Source organism: Bacteroides hominis (assembly GCF_033042785.2).
Lineage (GTDB): Bacteria > Bacteroidota > Bacteroidia > Bacteroidales > Bacteroidaceae > Bacteroides > Bacteroides hominis.
Map to the genome: position 1 here is coordinate 1,978,803 of NZ_CP178829.1, position 19,554 is coordinate 1,998,356.

General features: G+C 42.7%; 11 protein-coding genes. 6 read left to right on the forward strand and 5 right to left on the reverse strand.

Going from position 1 to position 19,554, the window contains the following annotated elements:
* Nucleotides 1–524: 524 nt before the first annotated feature.
* The 4 genes from R3O62_RS08370 to R3O62_RS08385 are packed head-to-tail and all read right to left on the reverse strand — an operon-like array spanning nt 525 to nt 6,873.
* Nucleotides 525–2,207, reverse strand: coding sequence for a hypothetical protein (locus R3O62_RS08370; protein ID WP_269110058.1), 1,683 nt, complete (start codon nt 2,205–2,207; stop codon nt 525–527).
* A 22-nt stretch (nt 2,208–2,229) separates the two neighbouring features.
* Entirely contained in the window at nt 2,230–3,381 is a 1,152-nt protein-coding gene (locus R3O62_RS08375; RefSeq protein ID WP_032539575.1) for a DUF4249 domain-containing protein, read from the reverse strand.
* Between the two features lie 4 nt (nt 3,382–3,385).
* Nucleotides 3,386–6,136 carry a TonB-dependent receptor gene (locus R3O62_RS08380; protein WP_317472948.1) on the reverse strand — a complete coding sequence of 917 codons (2,751 nt, stop codon included), beginning with the start codon at nt 6,134–6,136 and terminating at the stop codon, nt 3,386–3,388.
* Nucleotides 6,133–6,873 carry a hypothetical protein gene (locus tag R3O62_RS08385; RefSeq protein ID WP_005818350.1) on the reverse strand — a complete coding sequence of 247 codons (741 nt, stop codon included), beginning with the start codon at nt 6,871–6,873 and terminating at the stop codon, nt 6,133–6,135. Before R3O62_RS08385 ends, R3O62_RS08380 begins: the two co-directional genes overlap by 4 nt.
* A 224-nt stretch (nt 6,874–7,097) precedes the next feature.
* Between R3O62_RS08385 and R3O62_RS08390 the strand changes: the two genes are divergently transcribed.
* The 3 genes from R3O62_RS08390 to meaB all read left to right on the forward strand — a co-directional run bounded on the left by R3O62_RS08390 (nt 7,098) and on the right by meaB (nt 15,337).
* Complete coding sequence (locus R3O62_RS08390; RefSeq protein ID WP_317472947.1) at nt 7,098–12,878, forward strand: alpha-2-macroglobulin family protein; 5,781 nt, start codon at nt 7,098–7,100, stop codon at nt 12,876–12,878.
* 270 nt (nt 12,879–13,148) lie between these two features.
* The gene (locus tag R3O62_RS08395) at nt 13,149–14,237 is read left to right on the forward strand and encodes a DUF1573 domain-containing protein (RefSeq protein ID WP_022012231.1); all 1,089 of its coding nucleotides are present in this window, start codon (nt 13,149–13,151) and stop codon (nt 14,235–14,237) included.
* An 8-nt stretch (nt 14,238–14,245) separates the two neighbouring features.
* Entirely contained in the window at nt 14,246–15,337 is a 1,092-nt protein-coding gene (gene meaB / locus R3O62_RS08400) for a methylmalonyl Co-A mutase-associated GTPase MeaB (RefSeq protein WP_032539570.1), read from the forward strand.
* Between the two features lie 109 nt (nt 15,338–15,446).
* On the opposite strand, the gene R3O62_RS08405 is transcribed toward meaB, so the two are convergent.
* A complete protein-coding gene (locus tag R3O62_RS08405; RefSeq protein WP_005775500.1) occupies nt 15,447–16,355 on the reverse strand; it encodes a DMT family transporter in 909 nt (302 codons plus the stop codon).
* A gap of 91 nt (nt 16,356–16,446) precedes the next feature.
* Between R3O62_RS08405 and R3O62_RS08410 the strand changes: the two genes are divergently transcribed.
* Genes R3O62_RS08410 through R3O62_RS08420 form a run of 3 tightly spaced genes read left to right on the forward strand, consistent with a single transcriptional unit; the run spans nt 16,447 to nt 19,531 of the window.
* Nucleotides 16,447–17,274, forward strand: coding sequence for an AAA family ATPase (locus tag R3O62_RS08410; protein WP_005810392.1), 828 nt, complete (start codon nt 16,447–16,449; stop codon nt 17,272–17,274).
* Between the two features lie 21 nt (nt 17,275–17,295).
* Nucleotides 17,296–18,312: a DUF4435 domain-containing protein gene (locus R3O62_RS08415; RefSeq protein WP_005810390.1), complete on the forward strand. Its 1,017-nt coding sequence runs from the start codon at nt 17,296–17,298 to the stop codon at nt 18,310–18,312.
* A complete protein-coding gene (locus R3O62_RS08420; RefSeq protein WP_032531459.1) occupies nt 18,284–19,531 on the forward strand; it encodes a mechanosensitive ion channel family protein in 1,248 nt (415 codons plus the stop codon). Before R3O62_RS08415 ends, R3O62_RS08420 begins: the two co-directional genes overlap by 29 nt.
* Nucleotides 19,532–19,554 lie beyond the last annotated feature (23 nt).

Below are 19,554 nucleotides of genomic sequence, written 5' to 3' on the forward strand. Positions count from 1 at the left end.
ATCCAAATGCAGAATTGTCAATGGCAACCTGCCTTTCTGACTTTATTTATGTCCGGTTTTGTCATATGATTGCCAATAGAAACCGATTTTCTTGATATATATCAAGAAATATGTTTTAAAACATATTTTCTTCCCTTTTTGAGTACAACGTATCTATTTAGGCCTTATTTTTGTGCTGTAAAACATAAGAATTAGGATAACGTAGTTTTTAGGTAACAGTTTTTTTAGGTAAAAAGATTATGAAGATTGTAAGAAGTTTATTAAAGAATTTGGCAAATGCCAATCCTAACATCTGGGGATATGTAACGCTTTAAGCATTCTCCCCTTTAGGTTTTCGATGTGTGTTTATTAATTAAGGTAATTATTATTAGTATTTGAAGCAATGAAAAAAGTAGTAATGCATCTGCTGGAAAGATGTTTAAGAGAAGCCGGCAGAAATGAAATGATGAAGTGGGGATACACTAAATAAAAGTGTTCCCCACTTTTTTTATTGGGGAGTTACTTCACCCATTGGACTGCGAGGGTCATTCTCCTACACGAAAACTCGTTTCACCTCGGATTGCTTCTCCTTGGTGCGTAAAGCCTTCCACCACTACTTTAAATTCTCCTTCAAGGTCGGATGTGTAAAAAAGGAGTGTGGTAGCTTTTCCCTTTTCTGTTTTTACGGAGGGGTTCCAGTATAATGTATGCCGGAAATCCGGTTTGCGTGATTTTCTGTCAACTTCGTTTTTGTACTCGGGCATGCTGAATGCAACGGGCAATTGAGGACATTCATATACTGTCAGTTGCGAGTCGTCACTTAACTGTATGGAAGGCAGGTTTCCTTTTTGCGTGGTCAGGGAAATCATACATTCGAATGTTTCACCGCTAAAAGCATAGCGGCTGTTATAGATATCGATTTTTTTCACCAATTTGGGGTTATACTTCAGAATATCTTCGTGATCGTGAATAGGAACACCATCCAATAACACTAATGTATTTCCGACATTGAATCTTTTTTCTCCCTCTTTGAGTACTTTTAGCCTGCGCTTACCATTCACTTTGCGTATTATCACGCTACGTACAAATTCTACAAAGGTTTCTGTCATCGTGCTGAATCTTGTGTATTCATCCAGATTGTAGTTCAGATAAGGTTGGAGCCCGTAACAAGATTGCAGAGGGATACCATGGTCAAGAGAATCGAGCATGACAACTTGTTGTAGCTGTATGCCTATGCTTCTTTCCAATAATCGTTTTTTATTTCGATAGAGTTTAAGTTGGGGGAGATTTTTCGGCAGATTCTCACAGAAAGGCGATAAAATATTCATTTGGTAAGATTCTCCATTAGCTCCCCATGCGGCAGCCACTATGTCATTGATTCCAAATATATTGCTTGTGTAGAATCGTGCATTCCCTTCAACGTCTACTTGTCCTTGTACATACCGGATATCTTTACCTACAAAAGCGATGTCTGCTGACACATGTTTATTCTGTATCTGTTTCAGTGTTTCTCCTTCGGGAGTTTGTATTTGTCCGCGGATGATATGTCCTTCATATTCCGGTACCCATTGACCGGAGAATGTGCCGGGCGTACTGGTAACTTGCTGTCTCCAGACAGATTTTTCGTGATGTGGAAGTATGACCAGTGAATCATTACGGCTTACCGAAACGATAAGGTCGGATACTTCTTCGGGCAGGCCATTGATGGTCAATTCTACAGGTTGGCGCATACTATACGACGGCCGGGAAGTGTTTATACGAATGTTTCCGTTCATAGCCGGTACTTCTTTCGGGTATGTTTCCGTAGAATCGGCTAATGTTATCGGGTCAGATTCCGCAATCCGGAAAGTGTTGATTATGGCAATCTGCTTTCGAAAAAAGATTTTTTCCCCTTCATTTCTCATATATTGGGTATATCCGCTTAACTCGTAAATACCTGAGGGAGCATCAGCCGGAATCTTTATTTTTCCCGAACCACTGCCATTGTCAAGTGCTAATTTTAACTGGGCCTGTGGGCGTTCGGCATTTGATATTTCTACGTATCCCACTTTGCTGAAAAAAGATGGTTGGAAGTGGGTGTCAGTGGTATAAAACTTGATCCAAACTTCTTCGCCGGCCAGATAACACGTTTTGTCCGTATGTACATACACCCGTTCGTATAGTTCTTCCTGTGCCTGTGAAATCAGACAAAACAATGCAAAGAAATATAGTGTGAAGATTCGTTTCATGATTGTCTCCTTTCTTTTTAAGTTATTGGTGATCGTTGGGCCAGAACGAAGGTTTGTTTTTGTTTCCTCCGTTATATTCACATTCTGTGCATCTTTGCAGCGTCCAGTTATCGATGTGTGTACCTGTTCCAACAGGACGATAGCCAGCCAGATATCTTGTCAGATAGGTGTTGTAGCCCATTTCGTTCAGATCATCGTCCGTCAGTTCCTCGCAATCTGTGTATCGGGGAGGACGTTCTATGTCATTGGGGCGAATATAGATTCTCTTTTCGACTATGTTTTTGTAAACCCCGACATAGCCGATGGCTCTTCGCTCAGGTTGAGTGGTACAACTGAGATTTCCCTGAACTTCGGAAGGTTGTGGAGTAAAGATTCCTCCCATGTCTTCATTTTGCTGTTGTACATTCAGATAATATTCATACCCTGCTTTACTCAGTGTCCGTTGTTGTACCAGTACACTGTATAACACTGTAAATCTATCTCCTTTTACCGGTGCTTCAAACAGCTTATTGTTTATGATCCGGTTCTCTTTCAGTGATTGGGTTGAACTGATCAATATATTTCTGGATAATTCTTTTTTCCAGCAATAGAAGGTAGGGTAACTGCTGTCCTCGTAAATGCGGTTTGTTTCCGGATCGAAGTAACAAGTTGTCATGTAATTAGCTCTAATCTCCCAGTCTTCTTTGTAATTCCACATGTAATATTGGGCTTTTCCGGGATCACCATGTGTAGATACCCGGATGGTCAGTGGCTGTTCTTTTACGGGCTGTATCCATGAAACACTGTCTATTTCAGGAGTTTCCATCGGTTCGGAGGGAGAAGAGATATAAATCTCTCCATTATATTCTATTTCTACTCCATAAGATACGTTGTTCTGTAATTCCCCGATGCTGATTTGATATTTGCCTTCTCCGATAGCCTTACCGGGATTACTCCGATAGCCGTCACTGCCGGTTACAATGATTTTGGCCTCAATGTCTCGATAGTTTTCCGGGGATTCTTCGGACAGTGGGACACTTTTACTTAATGAAAATACGACTTCCGTATTGGCAATGATGTCGCCGGTCACTACCAACAGTTCTTCGTCGGAAGTGGGAAGTTGTGCGTTAAATTCGGAGACACAACCTGTCAGGCAGAGTAGCAATAGATAGATAATATATTTTGATTTCAACATGGTGTTAGAATTTTATGTTATATGTAATGAAAGGAATCGGCACTCCGAAGATAGACATCTGGTACCCCTTTATCTGACCTTCTTCCGACACATAATAAATGGAATAAACATTTTTTCTTCCGGTGACGTTGTATATTCCGATAGAAATAGAACTATGCGTTAGTAGCGTCAGGTGATGGCTGGGCTCTATATTGAAAGAGATGTCTGTACGAAAGTAGTCCGGTATACGGTATGAGTTTCGTTCCGTGTAATAAGCCCGCATCGATTGTGTCGACTCATCATAATATTGTCCGGCAGGAATGGTTGTCGGACGTCCTGTGCTGTAGTCCACATTGATCGACATACTGTAGCGGTGCGTAAATTTATAGTTACCTACAAACTTGAAATCATGAGGCTTATCATATTCCGTAGGATACCAGTCACCGTTGTTTACCGGTTTTTCGATCCGTTTGTCATTCTGTCTCAAGAAAGTACGCGAATAGGTATAACTCATCCAACCGTTCAGTTTTCCAACCTGTTTTTTTACCTGCAGTTCCACACCGTAGGCGTGTCCTTGCGTGTTGATAACATCAGTTTCAATATGGTGGTTCATTAGCAGTTTGGCTCCTCCGCGATAGTCCAGATAATCGGACATCCGCTTATAATAACCTTCCACTGAGTATTCCCAGATACCGTTCGGAGAATTCAGGTAAAGTCCTGCCGCGGCTTGCCAACCTTTTTGGGGTTTAATGTTGACATCACTCAGTTTCCATGTGTCGGTTGGCGACATGATGACAGTATTCGACAGTTTATGTATATATTGCCGCATCGAGTTAAATCCTGCTTTAATTGAAAAATCATCCGTGAAGGAGTATCGTGCGGATAGCCGGAATTCGGGTCCGTGATAGGTTTTCATCACTTTTCCTGCTCCGGCAGTGATAGTATCTGTTATAGTCGATTCGTGCGGGAGCGTACCCGGTTCATATTTATAATACGAACGTGGGCCTAACGCATTGAATAGCGAATAGCGGATTCCTGCGTTGACAGACAGTTTTGGAGTGATTTCCCATTCATCACCCAAATAGAACGCCGTTTCCAGAGCTTTATCTTTTTGCAAAGCATCCTTTTTCACCAGTGATTCACTTCCTTCAGGTTCGTAAGTTCCCGAATTGATATTGTACAGCATTGATTTAAAACCAAAGTTTAATGTATTATTGCCGGTCAGTTTGTTTGTAAAGTCTGCCTTAACGAAATATTGATTAATGTCAAACGATAGCTTATATGCGCTTGAGGCATTGACTGTTTCCCGGTTATTGTAGTCGTAGTGATCGTATCCGGCCGAGAAATATCCCACCAGTCTCTCATTAAATACAGCCCTCCATCGTGCTGAGGCATTAAGGTTGTTGTAACCGTATTTTTCGTTTGAGTTGAAAGCAAAGCGGTCATGGCTATAATATCCGTAAATATTAAGGCTGTGTTTATCGTTGAACTTATGTGCCACAATGGCGCCCAGGTCATAAAAACCGGCGGTGCCGTCTTTGTAACCGCTTTTTTCCGGAAGCTGTTTCATAATCCAGTCGGAATATGTAGTACGTCCGCTTAGTAAGACAGATGTCCTGTCTTTGATGACCGGAATCTCCAGATTCAGTTTGCTTGTCACCAGTCCGATACCCGCCGAACCTGTGAACTTTTCTTTATTGGCCTCTTTGCCGGTGATATCCAGAATAGACGAGATACGTCCGCCATATTGTGCGGGGATGCTGCTTTTATATATTTCGGCCTCTTTCACCATGTCCGAATTGAAAGCGGCGAAGAAGCCAAATAAGTGGTTGGGGTTATAAATGGTTCCGTCATTAAGTAAAATCAGGTTTTGGTCGGTAGCTCCGCCACGTACGTTGAATCCGCTTGAAGCTTCACCTACTGTTTTTACTCCCGGCAAGGCTTGTACCATCTTCAGAATGTCCACTTCCCCCAAAGCCATTGGGATATTTTTCAGCTGTGTAGGGCGCAAAGTCTCAGCTCCCAGCTGTGTGCTCTTTACATTCTGTATGCGTCCGGAAGTAATGGTTACTTCGTCCAGCATATGTGTACTCTCTTCCAGTTCTATATTGAGTGTTCCGTCACTGAAAAGCATGATTTGACGTCGCGTATCTTTTACATTCAGTCCTTTTATGTCCAATTGCTTATGTCCGGTAGGAAGCTCAAGGGTAAAGTTACCCTTTGCGTCTGTTGTTGTCGCTATCCATGGGTCCTTTAAAATCAGATTGATACCGATCATGGGCTCACCGGTTTTAAAGTTAGTCACTTGCCCTTTGAGTGTTGCTTTCCGGGGGCGTTGTTTGATCCGTACATCTCCTACATTATATACTTTGTTTTCTGAAGATGCTTTTTCCGGTTCGTCTCTCAGATAAGTATATACATCCCCATAGTAACCTTCATCTTTTTCCGGTTCGCCTGTCAGTGTGGGAGGCAATAGTGTGATAAGCTCCTGTTCTTTCAGCACGAATAAAATGTTCCCATATACCGATAGTTTATAGGGTGTCGGTGCCAGTGCTTCTTTCAACTGCTGTAAAGGCGTAGTCTTTCCTCTTACCAATACCTTGAAGGAGGTGTCAATGGTAGTATAAATTCTGTAGGATGTATTTTTCTCCATTGATTCCAGTAGGGTATCAATGGTTATACTGTCGGCAGGAAGTGAGAGCGGCTGTTGTGCCACTGCTTGTTGCGGCCACCAGAATAACAGGGGCAGCATCCATAGGTATATATTCTTTTTCATCGTGTCTGTTTGGGGGCTATCAATTCTTCACAATAGTTTGTAAGGGCTGTCAGTGAGGCGTCAGTATCATGACGGAAGTTTAGCTTCTGTTTTCGTACATAGCGGTTTATCAGTTTACGCTGTTCCGGAAAGATCCTGGCAAACGTCTTTTTGTTACTGACGGAATAATATACTCCGTTGTACTCCAGATAATATTTTGCTTTGTACGTGAAATATTCAGTCTGGTGTTTGCCGGTTTTTATTATTTTTTCCGCACTGATATGAGCAATATAATATTTTTTGCGTGCCAATAGTCTCAATTCTTTTCCATTGTGCAGTAATTCGTAAAATCCTTTGTCCAGATTTGTATTTGGCGTTGGACGGAAGTAGATGAATGTAGCATTGTGTAGTTTTACCTGTTCGATTCCTTCGTTATTAATAATAATGCTATGACGGCTACCGGGATTCAGAGCCGAAAGTTGGTCTTTGTACAAATCCAGGTGAAGGGCCAGACCCGGATACCGGTTACCTCTGAAGATGATCTCTCCGGAAGTAAATTCGTCACTTTGAAAATAAGGGAGATTTTCGTATTGAGCAAGACTGTACGTAAATTCTATTTCACCATTATAAATGGTTGCATGGTCTCCTGCCGCTTTCAGATAACTTTCTATCGGATGGGTTTGTGAGTAGATTGCTTCTCCATTGAATAATAATGCGGTAATCGCCAGCATATACTTCAAGTAATGTCTGTTTTTCATAAGATGTTGTGTGTTGGTTTGTGATTAGATTAATGGTTGCGATTACAAAGTTAACTGAAAAAGTCTTGTCGTTTTCAGTTTTGTGTTAAAAGACCTTAATTTTGCTCATGCTGGTTATGGAAATATGCCCGATCTGTTCTCTTTTTTTATAAGAAAAAGAACAAATCTTTAAACTTTATTTTGTTACTTTGTTAATTATGTATTGATACTTAAACTTTTAAGATATGAAGATTAGACTAATTTGTATTATCGTGTTACTTTCTATGGGAATGATGTCATGGACACATGCCCAATCATACGATAAGTTATGGAAGCAAGTGGAGCAGGCCCAACAGAAAAGCCTGCCCGAGACTATCGTCCGGTTGACCGGTGAAATTTATAAGAAAGCTGAAATTGAGAAGAACTCTCCTCAAATGCTGAAAGCCTATGTCTGGCAGATGAGATTCAGGGAAGAGATCACTCCGGATAGTTTCTATGTGTCGTTGAACGGATTAGAGCAGTGGGTGAAAACTACAGATAAGCCACTGGACCGTGCGGTTCTGCATTCGCTTATCGGCAGTATGTATGCCGATTATGCTTCTCAAAATCGTTGGAAACTAAACCGCCGTACAGATTTGGAGGAAGTGACTCCCTCAAATGATATTCGGGAGTGGAGTAAAAATCAGTTTGTAACGAAAGTGATGTCAGAAACAGCCGTAACGTTTCAGGATTCCTTGTTACTGCTCGATACTTCATCCCGAAGTTACATTCCTTTTGTCGAGCTGGGGGTAACAAGTGATTATTATCATCATGATATGTATCATCTTTTAGCTTCCCGTGCCATTGCTTCATTAGAGAGTTTATCCGGGTTGGGCAGTGATTCTCTGATAAATGCACGTATCGAAGGGATTTATCGACACATGATGGATTCATATCGCCGGACCGATAATCCGGACGCTCTGTTGCTTACTAACTTGGATTATCTGCAGTGGAAAAGGCGCACCGATCCCGGTTTTCGTCCTTATCATGCTCCCGAAGGTAGAATCGGGCTGACGCAAGATCCTTATCTGGCAGCATTGAATAAACTGATTGCTGAGAACCAGTCACGTGACATTTGTGCCGAGGTTTATTTACTTAAGGCCCAGGAGGCGGTGAATGCCGGTGTACCTGCTTCCGGATTGCAATTGTGTGATGAGGCTATTTCCCGCTATCCGGCTTATCACCGTATTAATGCCTTGAGAGAGCTGAAGCAGGATATCCTGAGCCCGGATTTTACAGTGCAGACCCCGTCAGCGGTTTATCCCGGTGAGGAATTCGACTTGAAAGTCAGTTTTAAGAATCTGAAGAGTTTCGCAGTTCAGTTGTATGCGATCAATTTGCCGGTTCGCCCCAATGCAGTGGAAGTACCTGATGAAACATTCTTAAAGAAATATGGGCGCTTGCTTTCGTCGGTGCATTATGTCCTTTTCCCGTCTGGTGACTATAAAATGCAAGACTCTATATTTCATATGAAAGCTCCTGAAACAGGCCTCTATGCCCTCCGTATTGTTCCGGATGCTGAGGTTCGTTCTAATTCTGCGAAGTTTCTGTCTTCCACCCGCTTCAAAGTGCTGACCCGCTCTTTGCCTTCCAAGCTAAGTGAGGTAGCTGTACTCGATGATATGAGTGGGAAGCCTATAGAGGGGGTTCTGCTTTCAGTCTTCGACCGACAGAACAAACAGCTTCTGACCGCTACCACTAATGCTGAAGGGAAAGCACAGTTTGCTTCATCAGGAGAGTACAGATACCTGACGGCTGCCAAAGGAGCCGATACGGCTATGCCGCAAATCTATTTATGGGGTGGGAATTATAACTTTACAGATGATACAAAGCCGGTTTCTGCCGTAACTTTGCTTACCGATCGTTCTCTTTACCGTCCGGGACAGACTGTCTATGTGAAAGGAATTGCCTATGAACAATACCCGGATTCTGCCCATGTGCTTGCCGGGCGAGAATATACACTGACACTTACAGATGCCAATGGGCAGGAAGTGGGTATAAAGAAGCTGCGTACCGGTGATTTCGGTTCTTTTACTGCTGAATTCGTATTACCATCCGTTTGTTTGAACGGCATTTTCAGCCTGAATACTCAAAACGGTTTCCGTACCATTAGGGTGGAAGATTATAAACGTCCTACATTTGACATTACATTTGAGCCGGTGACTGAAAGTTATCGTTTAGGGGACCGTGTCGAATTGAAAGGGAATGTCAAGACTTTCAGCGGTGTGCCTTTACAGGATATTCCGGTTACTTATACCATAACCCGTTCCCTTTGTTCCTGGCGGATGTGGGGAGTGAATCCCGTCATATTGGCTTCTGACACCGTGCGTCTGGGGGCAGATGGAAATTTTGAGCTCCCTGTTGACCTGAAACCCGATACTTCAGGCTCCGACCTTGACGATGGTGATGACACTTCTTCCTATTATGACTATAAAGTACAGGTCTCGGTCATGAATGTTGCGGGCGAAACGCAGACTTCGGAAATCAGCCTGCGGGCCGGAAAGACTTCCTTGCTGCTATTTGCCGATATAAACGGACTTATCTGTAAAGACGATTCCATAAAAGCTACTTTTCAGGTAAATAATCTGGAACGTAAACCGGTTGCCGTCGAAGGCAGTTACCAATTGTTCTCTATTTCAGGTTATGAGGAATCCAAAGCTGTGAAAGATCAGAAGGTTTCTGCTCAGGCAATCCTTTCAGGTTCGTTCAGATCCAATGAAGAGACGTTATTGTCCGACTGGAAAACACTACCTTCCGGTGCTTATAAACTTGTAGCTTCTGTGACGGATGCCCAGGGACGTAAATCAGAAACGGAAAAGGTTGTGATCCTTTTCGCTTTGAATGATAAACGTCCACCGGTGTCCATGCCTTTATGGTATTATGAGGTAAATACCCGGTTTGATGCAGAACATCCTGCACTATTCTACTTTGGAACTTCCGAAAAGGATGCTTATGTACTTATGGATGTATTCAGTGGTAACAAGCATCTGGAGAGCAAACTTCTTCATTTGTCCGATTCGCTTGTCCGTTTTGAGTACCCTTATCGGGAGGCTTATGGAAATGGTTTGGGCATTACTTTTGCATTTGTTCGTAAAGGAATAGTTTACGAACAGGAAGTAAGTCTGACAAAGCGTTTGCCCGATTATACTTTGAATATACGCTGGGATGTATTCCGTGACAAATTACGTCCCGGACAGGAAGAGGAATGGAAGCTGACGATCCGGAATCCACAAGGATCACCGGTTTTGGCCGAGATGTTGGCTACCATGTACGATGCTTCACTGGATAAAATCTGGAAAGCTGACCAGTCTCTGCAGCTATATTATCATCTTTCCGTTCCTGTTTCCCATTGGAGGAGGGACTATGCAGATTCGAACTATTTCTATTTTGGTTTCCGTCAGCGTAGTTTGAAAGTACCTTCTTTCAGTTACGATCATTTTGTATTACCTCCTGTCGGATATGCTGTTGCCGAGGTGTTGTCGATAACCAATGATGCCGCTCCGGTTACCCGTTATGCTCGTATGCGTGGAATGGGAGCTATGAAACAACAAATGAAAAGCGAGGCCGCAGACGATGTTCTTTTTGAATCCGAAATGATTTCTGTTTCACAAGACGCGGGGGCTGTAAATCAGGCAGACCATTCGGCAGTGAATAGGGCTGCAGATATAGAGTTACGTACCAACTTTGCTGAAACAGCTTTTTTCTATCCGCAACTTCATACTAATGCTCAGGGTGAGGTCAGCTTCTCTTTCCGTATGCCGCAAAGCCTTACGACCTGGAATTTCCGTGGTTATGCCCACACACAGAATATGATGACGGGTCAGATAAATGCTACTGCTGTTACCAGTAAAGAGTTTATGCTTACCCCAAATCTGCCGCGGTTTGTCCGGGTGGGAGACCATACTTCCATCGCTGCTTCTGTTAGCAATCTCACAGGTAAAAGCATGTCGGGTACAGTGAAACTTGTGCTTTTCAATCCTATGACGGATCAGGTGATATCTACCCAGCAAAAGAAATTTAATGCCGGGCCCGGACAGACTGTCGGGGTGGATTTCCTGTTTACGGTTACTGATAAATATGAAGTTCTGGGGTGCCGGATGATAGCCGAAGGAGGCAATTTCAGCGATGGTGAACAACACCTGCTTCCGGTTCTCAGCAATAAAGAGAATCTGACAGAGACCTTGCCTATGCCTGTCCGTGGTGAACAAACGCGTACTTTCTCTTTAGCAGACCTTTTCAATCATCATAGCAAGACTGCAACCAACCGGCGTTTAACCGTTGAATTTACTGCCAATCCGGCTTGGTATGCCGTACAAGCATTGCCAGCGTTGTCGCAACCCAGAAATGATGATGCCATTTCATGGGCTACTTCCTGGTATGCCAACACAATGGCCTCTTACATAATGAATGCCCAACCACGTATTCGAGCTATTTTTGACAGTTGGAAACTCGGGGGAGGCACCAAAGAAACTTTCCTGAGTAATTTGCAAAAGAATCAGGAAGTGAAGAATATCCTTCTTTCCGAATCTCCCTGGGTGATGGAAGCTACCTCGGAAAGCGAACAAAAAGAACGCATTGCCACTCTATTCGATTTGAATAATATCCGTAATAATAATGCAGCAGCCTTACTGAAACTACAGGAACTCCAATTACCTGATGGTTCGTGGAGTTGGTATAAAGGAATGAACGGTAGTCTTTTTGTTACCGATTTTATTGTGGAGCAGAATGCACGTATAGCCCTGCTTACAGGAAAACCATTGGAAGGCGCAGCCTTGAATATGCAACGGTCGGCTTTCAACTATCTTCATAAAGAGGCCTTACAGGAATATCGTTCTATTCGTGAAGCCGAAAAAAACGGCAGTAAATCACAAGGAATTTCACGAAGTGCATTAAAGTATCTCTATCTGGTTGCTATTTCTGACGAAAAAGTGCCGGCATCCATGAAAGAAGCATATACCTATTTCCTTTCGAGAGTAGCTCCGTCATTGTCTCAGCAGTCTGTAACCGAAAAAGCTTGGTCGGCCATTATCTTGCAGAAAGTAGGCAAGGTGAAAGAGGCTCAGGAGTTTATGGCATCCCTTAAAGAATATCTCACTCGGACAGATGACCAGGGTATGTTTTTTGATACAGCCGACAGTCCATATACTTGGAATAACCTGAAAGTACCTGCCCATGTGGATGTAATGGAAGCTTTTGAACGAGTGGGAGAGGATGCACAGGTTGTTGAAGAAATGAAAATGTGGCTTTTAAAGCAGAAACAGACCCAGCAATGGGATTCTCCGGTAGCTACTGCAGATGCTGTTTATGCTCTGCTTTACAATGGAACTAATTTACTGGATAATCAAGGAGATGTCCGTATTGTTCTTGGCAATGAAGTGTTGGAAACGATAAGTCCTGCTAAGACGACTGTTCCGGGGTTAGGTTATATCAAAAAGACTTTTACGGACAGAAAGACCGTAGATGCCGCTGAGATTATTGTTGAAAAACGAGATCCGGGTATTGCCTGGGGAGCAGTATATGCACAGTTTGAAGAGAGTCTTGATAAAGTAGTTCGCCAAGGGAGCGGTCTGGATGTAGATAAGAAATTATATGTGGAAACGATTGCTCATAACAATCGTCAGTTGCAACCGATTATTGGTAAGACTCAGTTAAAGGTTGGTGATAAAGTGGTAGTCCGTCTGACTGTCCGTCTTGACCGTACGATGGATTTTATACAGTTGAAAGACCAGCGCGCTGCCTGTCTCGAACCGATTGAAGTCCTGTCCGGATATCGCAATGTTGGTGATGTCGGTTGTTATGTAGCAGTAAAAGATGCTTCAACTGATTTCTTTTTCGATACCTTGAATAAAGGAACTTATGTTTTAGAGTATAGTTACCGTGTCGATCGTGCAGGAAGTTACGAAACAGGAATTGCTACTATTCAGAGTGCCTATGCACCCGAATATGCAGCCCACTCAGCTTCGTTTCGCTGTAACATATCTCAATAAATAAAATTAAATATTTTCAGGAGGGTGTGTCGAAATTTTTTTCACCACGGAGTAACACAGAGTATCATAGAGTCTTTTTATTGATAATCAACAACCTAAAATCGTCTCTGTGTTACTCTGTGTCCTCTGTGGTGAGTTTTGATGCAGCCCCTGTTTTTTTGAGTAAAGCCACTATGTCCTGTGCTTAAAAATATGTAATCAGTGGCAGATTCTCGACGAAAACTCCTATTTTTGTACTTTAAACAACTAACAATAATAAAATAGGAACGAATGAAACGTAGTTTACTCTTCATATTTACTTTACTTACTATTACTTTATCGGCTGTAGCTCAACCTCGTATCTCTTCTAATAAGGAGACCCATCATTTCGGACAGATTGAATGGAAGCGTCCGGTTTCTGTAGAGTATACTATTACCAATACTGGTGATAAACCTTTGGTACTGACTAATGTTACTACCTCTTGTGCCTGTTCGGTTGCTAACTGGACGAAAACTCCGATTGCTCCCGGAGAAAAAGGAACGGTTAGTGCTACGTTTGATGCAAAAGCGTTGGGGCATTTCAATAAATCGATCGGCATTTACAGCAATGCGCAGCCTGGTTTGGTTTATTTGAACTTCGATGGAGAGGTGGTTCAGGAGATCAAGGATTTTACTAAAACCCATCCCTATGCAATCGGACAAATCCGGATTGACCGTACAGATATAGATTTTCCTGATGTACACAGCGGAGAAAAACCGGTCATTACGTTGGGGGTAGTCAATCTTTCCGATCGTCCATACGAACCTGTATTGATGCATCTTCCGCCTTATCTGAAAATGGAAACTAATCCTACCGTCCTTTTGAAAGGTAAGAAAGGAACCATTACCCTGACACTTGATACCAAACAACTGATGGATTTAGGTTTGACTCAGTCTTCTGTTTATCTGGCTCGCTTTGCCGGTGATAAAGTGAGTGAGGAAAATGAAATCCCCGTGTCAGCAATACTTCTTCCTGACTTTTCAGGAATGACCGAGCAAGATAAAGCTTTAGCTCCTGCTATTCGTCTGTCCGAATCCAAGATTGATTTAAGCCGGGTTTTGGTTAAGAAAAACAAAGCCCGACATGACATTGTTATCACTAACACAGGTAAGTCTCCTTTGCAGATCAGTAAACTGCAAGTATTCAATCCTGCGGTAGGTGTTGCTTTGAAGAAAACTATACTGCAGCCGGGCGAAAGTACCCGCCTGAGAGTGACTGTCTTGAAAAAGAATCTTGGAAAGAAGAAGAGACACTTGCGAATTCTGATGATCACCAATGATCCGGTACAGCCGAAAGTGGAGATCGATGTAAAAGCTACGAGTAACGAATCACATAATTAATATCTGCCATGGAACATCCTGAAAATAACGAAGCATATAAAGGTTTGGTTGTGAATGCAGGCATTGAACAACCGTCATCTGTAAATCCCTATCTGAAGCGAAAAGTAAAAAAACGCCAGTTGTCGGTTAATGAGTTTGTGGAGGGCATTGTCAAAGGGGATGTGACGATTCTGAGTCAGGCTGTAACTTTAGTGGAAAGTGTGCGTCCCGAACATCAGGCTACCGCACAGGAGGTCATTGAAAAATGTCTGCCTTATTCCGGTAATTCGATTCGTGTAGGTATCAGTGGTGTGCCGGGAGCCGGTAAAAGTACTTCGATTGATGTCTTTGGATTACACGTTCTTGAAAAAGGAGGTAAGTTAGCTGTTTTGGCTATTGATCCGAGTAGTGAACGCAGCAAAGGAAGTATTTTGGGTGATAAAACCCGTATGGAGCAGCTTTCTGTACATCCTAAATCATTTATACGTCCCAGTCCCTCTGCCGGTTCGTTGGGAGGAGTGGCCCGTAAGACTCGTGAAACGATTATTCTATGTGAAGCTGCAGGGTTCGATAAGATCTTTGTGGAGACGGTAGGAGTGGGACAAAGTGAGACGGCAGTTCATTCAATGGTCGATTTTTTCCTGTTGATTCAGTTGGCCGGTACGGGAGATGAACTACAGGGTATCAAAAGAGGGATTATGGAGATGGCTGACGGTATTGTGATAAATAAAGCTGATGGCAATAACATTGACAAAGCCAAGTTGGCGGCTGCGCAATTCCGTAATGCTTTACATCTTTTCCCGGCTCCGGATTCCGGATGGACACCGCGTGTACTTACTTATTCGGGATTCTATAATCTTGGAGTAAAGGAAATATGGGATATGGTGTACGAGTACATCGATTTTGTGAAAGGTAATGGCTATTTTGAATATCGTCGTAACGAACAAAGCAAATACTGGATGTATGAGAGCATCAATGAACAGTTACGTGACAGTTTTTATCACAATGCCAAGATTGAATCGATGTTGCAAGAAAAGGAGCAACAGGTGCTCAAGGGAAATCTCACCTCTTTTGTTGCTGCCAAGAGCTTACTCGATACTTATTTCGAAGATCTGAAATAACGATGAAGAGGTGTCAAAATTCGTATTCACCACAGATTACACAGATAATTATTATTGGTTGTCAGTAGATTAAAATCATTTTGTGTAAATCTGTGTAATCTGTGGTGAGTTATGACACACCTTCCAAATCTGCCTTCGATTTACTTTGAGTCACAAAGTAGACTCCAAGAAATACCAATGCAATCGCAACTCCTTTTTCCCAGCCGAAGCTTCCGATTCCCATTAAGATCGCCGCTATGGAAGCAACAATGGGTTGCACATAGTTATACATACTTACTACTGTAGGGCGCATCAGTTTTTGTGCAGTCATGATGCAGATGTAAGCAATGAAGCTTCCGCATAGTACCACATAAAGTACCTGATAAATGGCAGCGGTCGAAATACTGTTCCACTCGATGCCCGCTATATCCTGATAAGAAAAAGGAATATAGCATATAGATGCATAAATAAACATCCACTTATTAATTGTGATGGCCGAATAGCGTTGGGATAATCCTTTGAATACGGTCAGGTAGATAGAGAAGCTGAGTTGGGCGATCATACAAAGTAAGTCTCCCCAGATGCTTCCTCCTCCTGCACTTGTCGCCTGACTGCTTAAAATCAAGATCAATGCTCCCATTGCTCCAATGAAAATTCCCAATACCTTTTTGTTTGTAACCGGTTCTTTCAGATAGATAGCTGCCACAATCATGGTGATGATAGGTGAAGTCGTTGTTACGATAGATGCGTCTATCGGAGAAGTGAGAGACAGGCCGAATATAAATATTCCCTGATTGAAAACAAGGGCGAATAGAGAAGCGAAGAAAATTTTCAACATGTCACGGTGTCCTACCTGCTCTTGTTTACAGAAAGCGGAAAGTATCCAGAAAGCTGCTGCCGCCCCTACCATGCGAAAGGTGGTTACCGAAAGTGCCGAGAACTCTGTCAATGCCGATTTGCCGATAGGGGACATTAATCCCCACATCACGTTGGCCGTAAATGCCAGTGCATGTCCTTTCAGATTCTTATCAATCTCCATACCGAATGTTACCTTTATTGAAAACTGATGCAAAAGTAACTAATTTATCGTTTGAATTTTCTATATTTGTTTAATTTAAATGCAACCATTTATGGAACTATCAGCCAATTATATCAAACGAATCGAAATAAACGGATTATGGGACCGGTTCAACATAGTCTGGGACCTTCGTCCGGATGTCAATATACTATCCGGTATCAATGGAGTAGGAAAAACTACTATCCTGAATCGATCGGTCGGTTATCTTGAACAGTTATCAGGTGAAGTAAAGAGCGATGAAAAAAACGGGGTACGTGTCTTTTTTGATAATCCGGAAGCTACTTACATTCCGTATGACGTGATCCGCAGTTACGATCGTCCGCTTATTATGGGAGACTTCACAGCCCGTATGGCAGATAAAAATGTGAAATCCGAGCTCGACTGGCAACTTTACCTGTTACAGCGCCGCTACCTTGACTACCAGGTCAATATCGGCAATAAGATGATCGATCTGCTGAGTAGTAATAACGAAGAAGAGCGCGGCAAAGCAGCTACTCTTTCAGTAGCCAAGCGCCGTTTTCAAGATATGGTTGATGAACTGTTCAGCTATACCCGTAAAAAAATAGACCGTAAACGCAATGATATTGCTTTTTATCAGGATGGTGAACTTCTGTTTCCTTATAAGCTTTCTTCCGGTGAGAAACAGATGTTGGTGATCCTGCTTACCGTACTTGTACAGGACAATGCCCATTGCGTTTTGTTTATGGACGAACCCGAAGCTTCATTGCACATCGAATGGCAGCAAAGATTGATTGCGATGATCCGTGAACTGAATCCGAATGTACAGATTATACTTACCACTCATTCGCCTGCAGTCATCATGGAGGGATGGCTCGATGCTGTGACTGAAGTAAGTGATATTGCAACCAGTTATAAATAGCATTTAACCCAAACACGACCTATGGCAATTAGTCTTAAAGATAATCTGACCTCTTCCTACTTCAGTGCAGCCCATAAGTTGTACTCTAAAAAGGCACGCCGCCGAATCGTTGCTTATGTTGAGAGTTATGATGATGTAGCTTTCTGGCGTACCCTGCTTGAAGAGTTTGAGGACGAAGAACATTATTTTCAAGTGATGCTTCCTTCCGCAACATCGTTGGCCAAAGGCAAGAAGATGGTGTTGATGAATACCCTCAATACCGCTGAGCTCGGGAAAAGCCTGATTGCTTGCGTAGATAGCGACTATGACTTTCTGTTGCAGGGAGCTACCTCCACCTCGCGTAAGATTAACCGTAACAAATATATTTTTCAGACCTATGCCTATGCCATTGAGAACTATCATTGTTACGCCGACAGCCTGCATGAGGTTTGTGTACAGGCAACTTTGAATGACCGTCACCTCATTGATTTCAACGAGTTTATGAAGCGATACTCCCGGATCGTTTATCCGCTTTTCCTATGGTCTGTCTGGTTTTATCGCCGCCATGATACTTATACGTTTTCCATGAGTGAGTTTAATGGCTGTGTTCGCTTGCACGATGTTAGCCTGAGACATCCGGAACGTTCTCTGGAAGTGGTGAGACGTTCGGTTACAGCTAAGTTGTCCGAATTGTCTACACGCTTTCCGCAGGGGCTCGAAGAGATTGACAGATTATCGGCCGAACTTGAAAGGCTCGGAGTACTTCCTGATACTACTTATTTGTTTGTTCAAGGGCATCATATTATGGATAATGTAGTGATGAAAGTGCTGACTCCCGTCTGTACGGCTTTAAGGCGCGAGCGTGAACAGGAAATCAAGAAGTTGGCAGAACACAATGAACAATTTCATAACGAACTGACTTGTTATCAGAACAGTCAGGTGAATGTGGAAGTAATGCTCCGCAAAAACAGTGCATACAAAGATTTATACCTCTATCAATGGTTGAAAGAAGATATTAAAGAGTTTTTATATGGAACAAATAACCGAAAAGATAAATAACTTATTCGTTTCCTGGGGATTTAACAGCAATGAAGTAGGTCCTATTATAACACTGATACTGATTATCGGTGTTGCCTTTCTGGCTGACCTTATTTGCCGTCATATCCTTTTGAAAGTGGTTGCTAAATTAGTGAAAAAGACCAAGGCAACCTGGGATGATATTGTATTCGACCGTAAAGTACTGATTTATCTCAGTCATCTTGTCCCCCCCATTATTATTTATGTGTTGATTCCTTTGGCAATTCCAAATGTAAGTGCCCTCGATTTTATTCGTCGTATCTGCATGATTTATATCATTGCGGTTTTTCTACGTTTTATCAGCGCATTTCTGTCGGCTGTTTATCATGTATACAGTGAGCGAGAGCAGTTTCGTGATCGACCATTGAAAGGTTTGTTGCAAACAGCGCAAGTGATACTATTTTTCATTGGAGGAATTGTTGTTATCAGTGTATTGATAGATAAATCTCCGATGGTGCTGCTCACCGGGCTTGGTGCTTCGGCTGCCATCCTGATGTTGGTGTTTAAAGACAGTATCATGGGATTTGTGTCCGGCATCCAACTTTCTGCAAATAATATGCTGAAAGTAGGTGACTGGATTGCTATGCCCAAATACGGAGCCGACGGTACGGTGATTGAAGTGACGCTCAATACAGTGAAGGTGCGCAATTGGGACAATACCATCACTACCATTCCTCCCTATCTGCTGGTCAGCGATTCTTTTCAGAATTGGCGGGGTATGCAGGAGTCCGGTGGACGGCGTGTGAAGCGTTCTATCAATATCGATATGAACAGTGTCAGATTCTGTACCCCCGAAATGCTGGCTAAATATAAGAAAATCCAATTGTTGACCGATTATGTGGAGCAGACCGAGAAGGTGGTGAAAGAGTATAATAAAGAACATCACATAGACAACTCTATTTTGGTCAATGGGCGACGCCAGACCAATCTTGGTGTGTTTCGCGCCTATTTGACGAACTACCTGAAAAGTCTTCCCGACGTGAATAAAAATCTCACTTGCATGGTACGCTATCTTCAGCCCACCGAACAAGGTATTCCGGTCGAACTTTACTTTTTTTCTGCTGTGAAAGAGTGGGTACCTTACGAAGGAATCCAGGCCGATGTATTCGATCATCTGCTTGCTATTATTCCGGAATTCGGATTACGTGTATTCCAGAATCCTACGGGAGAAGATTTTAGGGAGTGGAGTAGAAGAAATTAAAAAAGTGTATTATATTTGTAGCT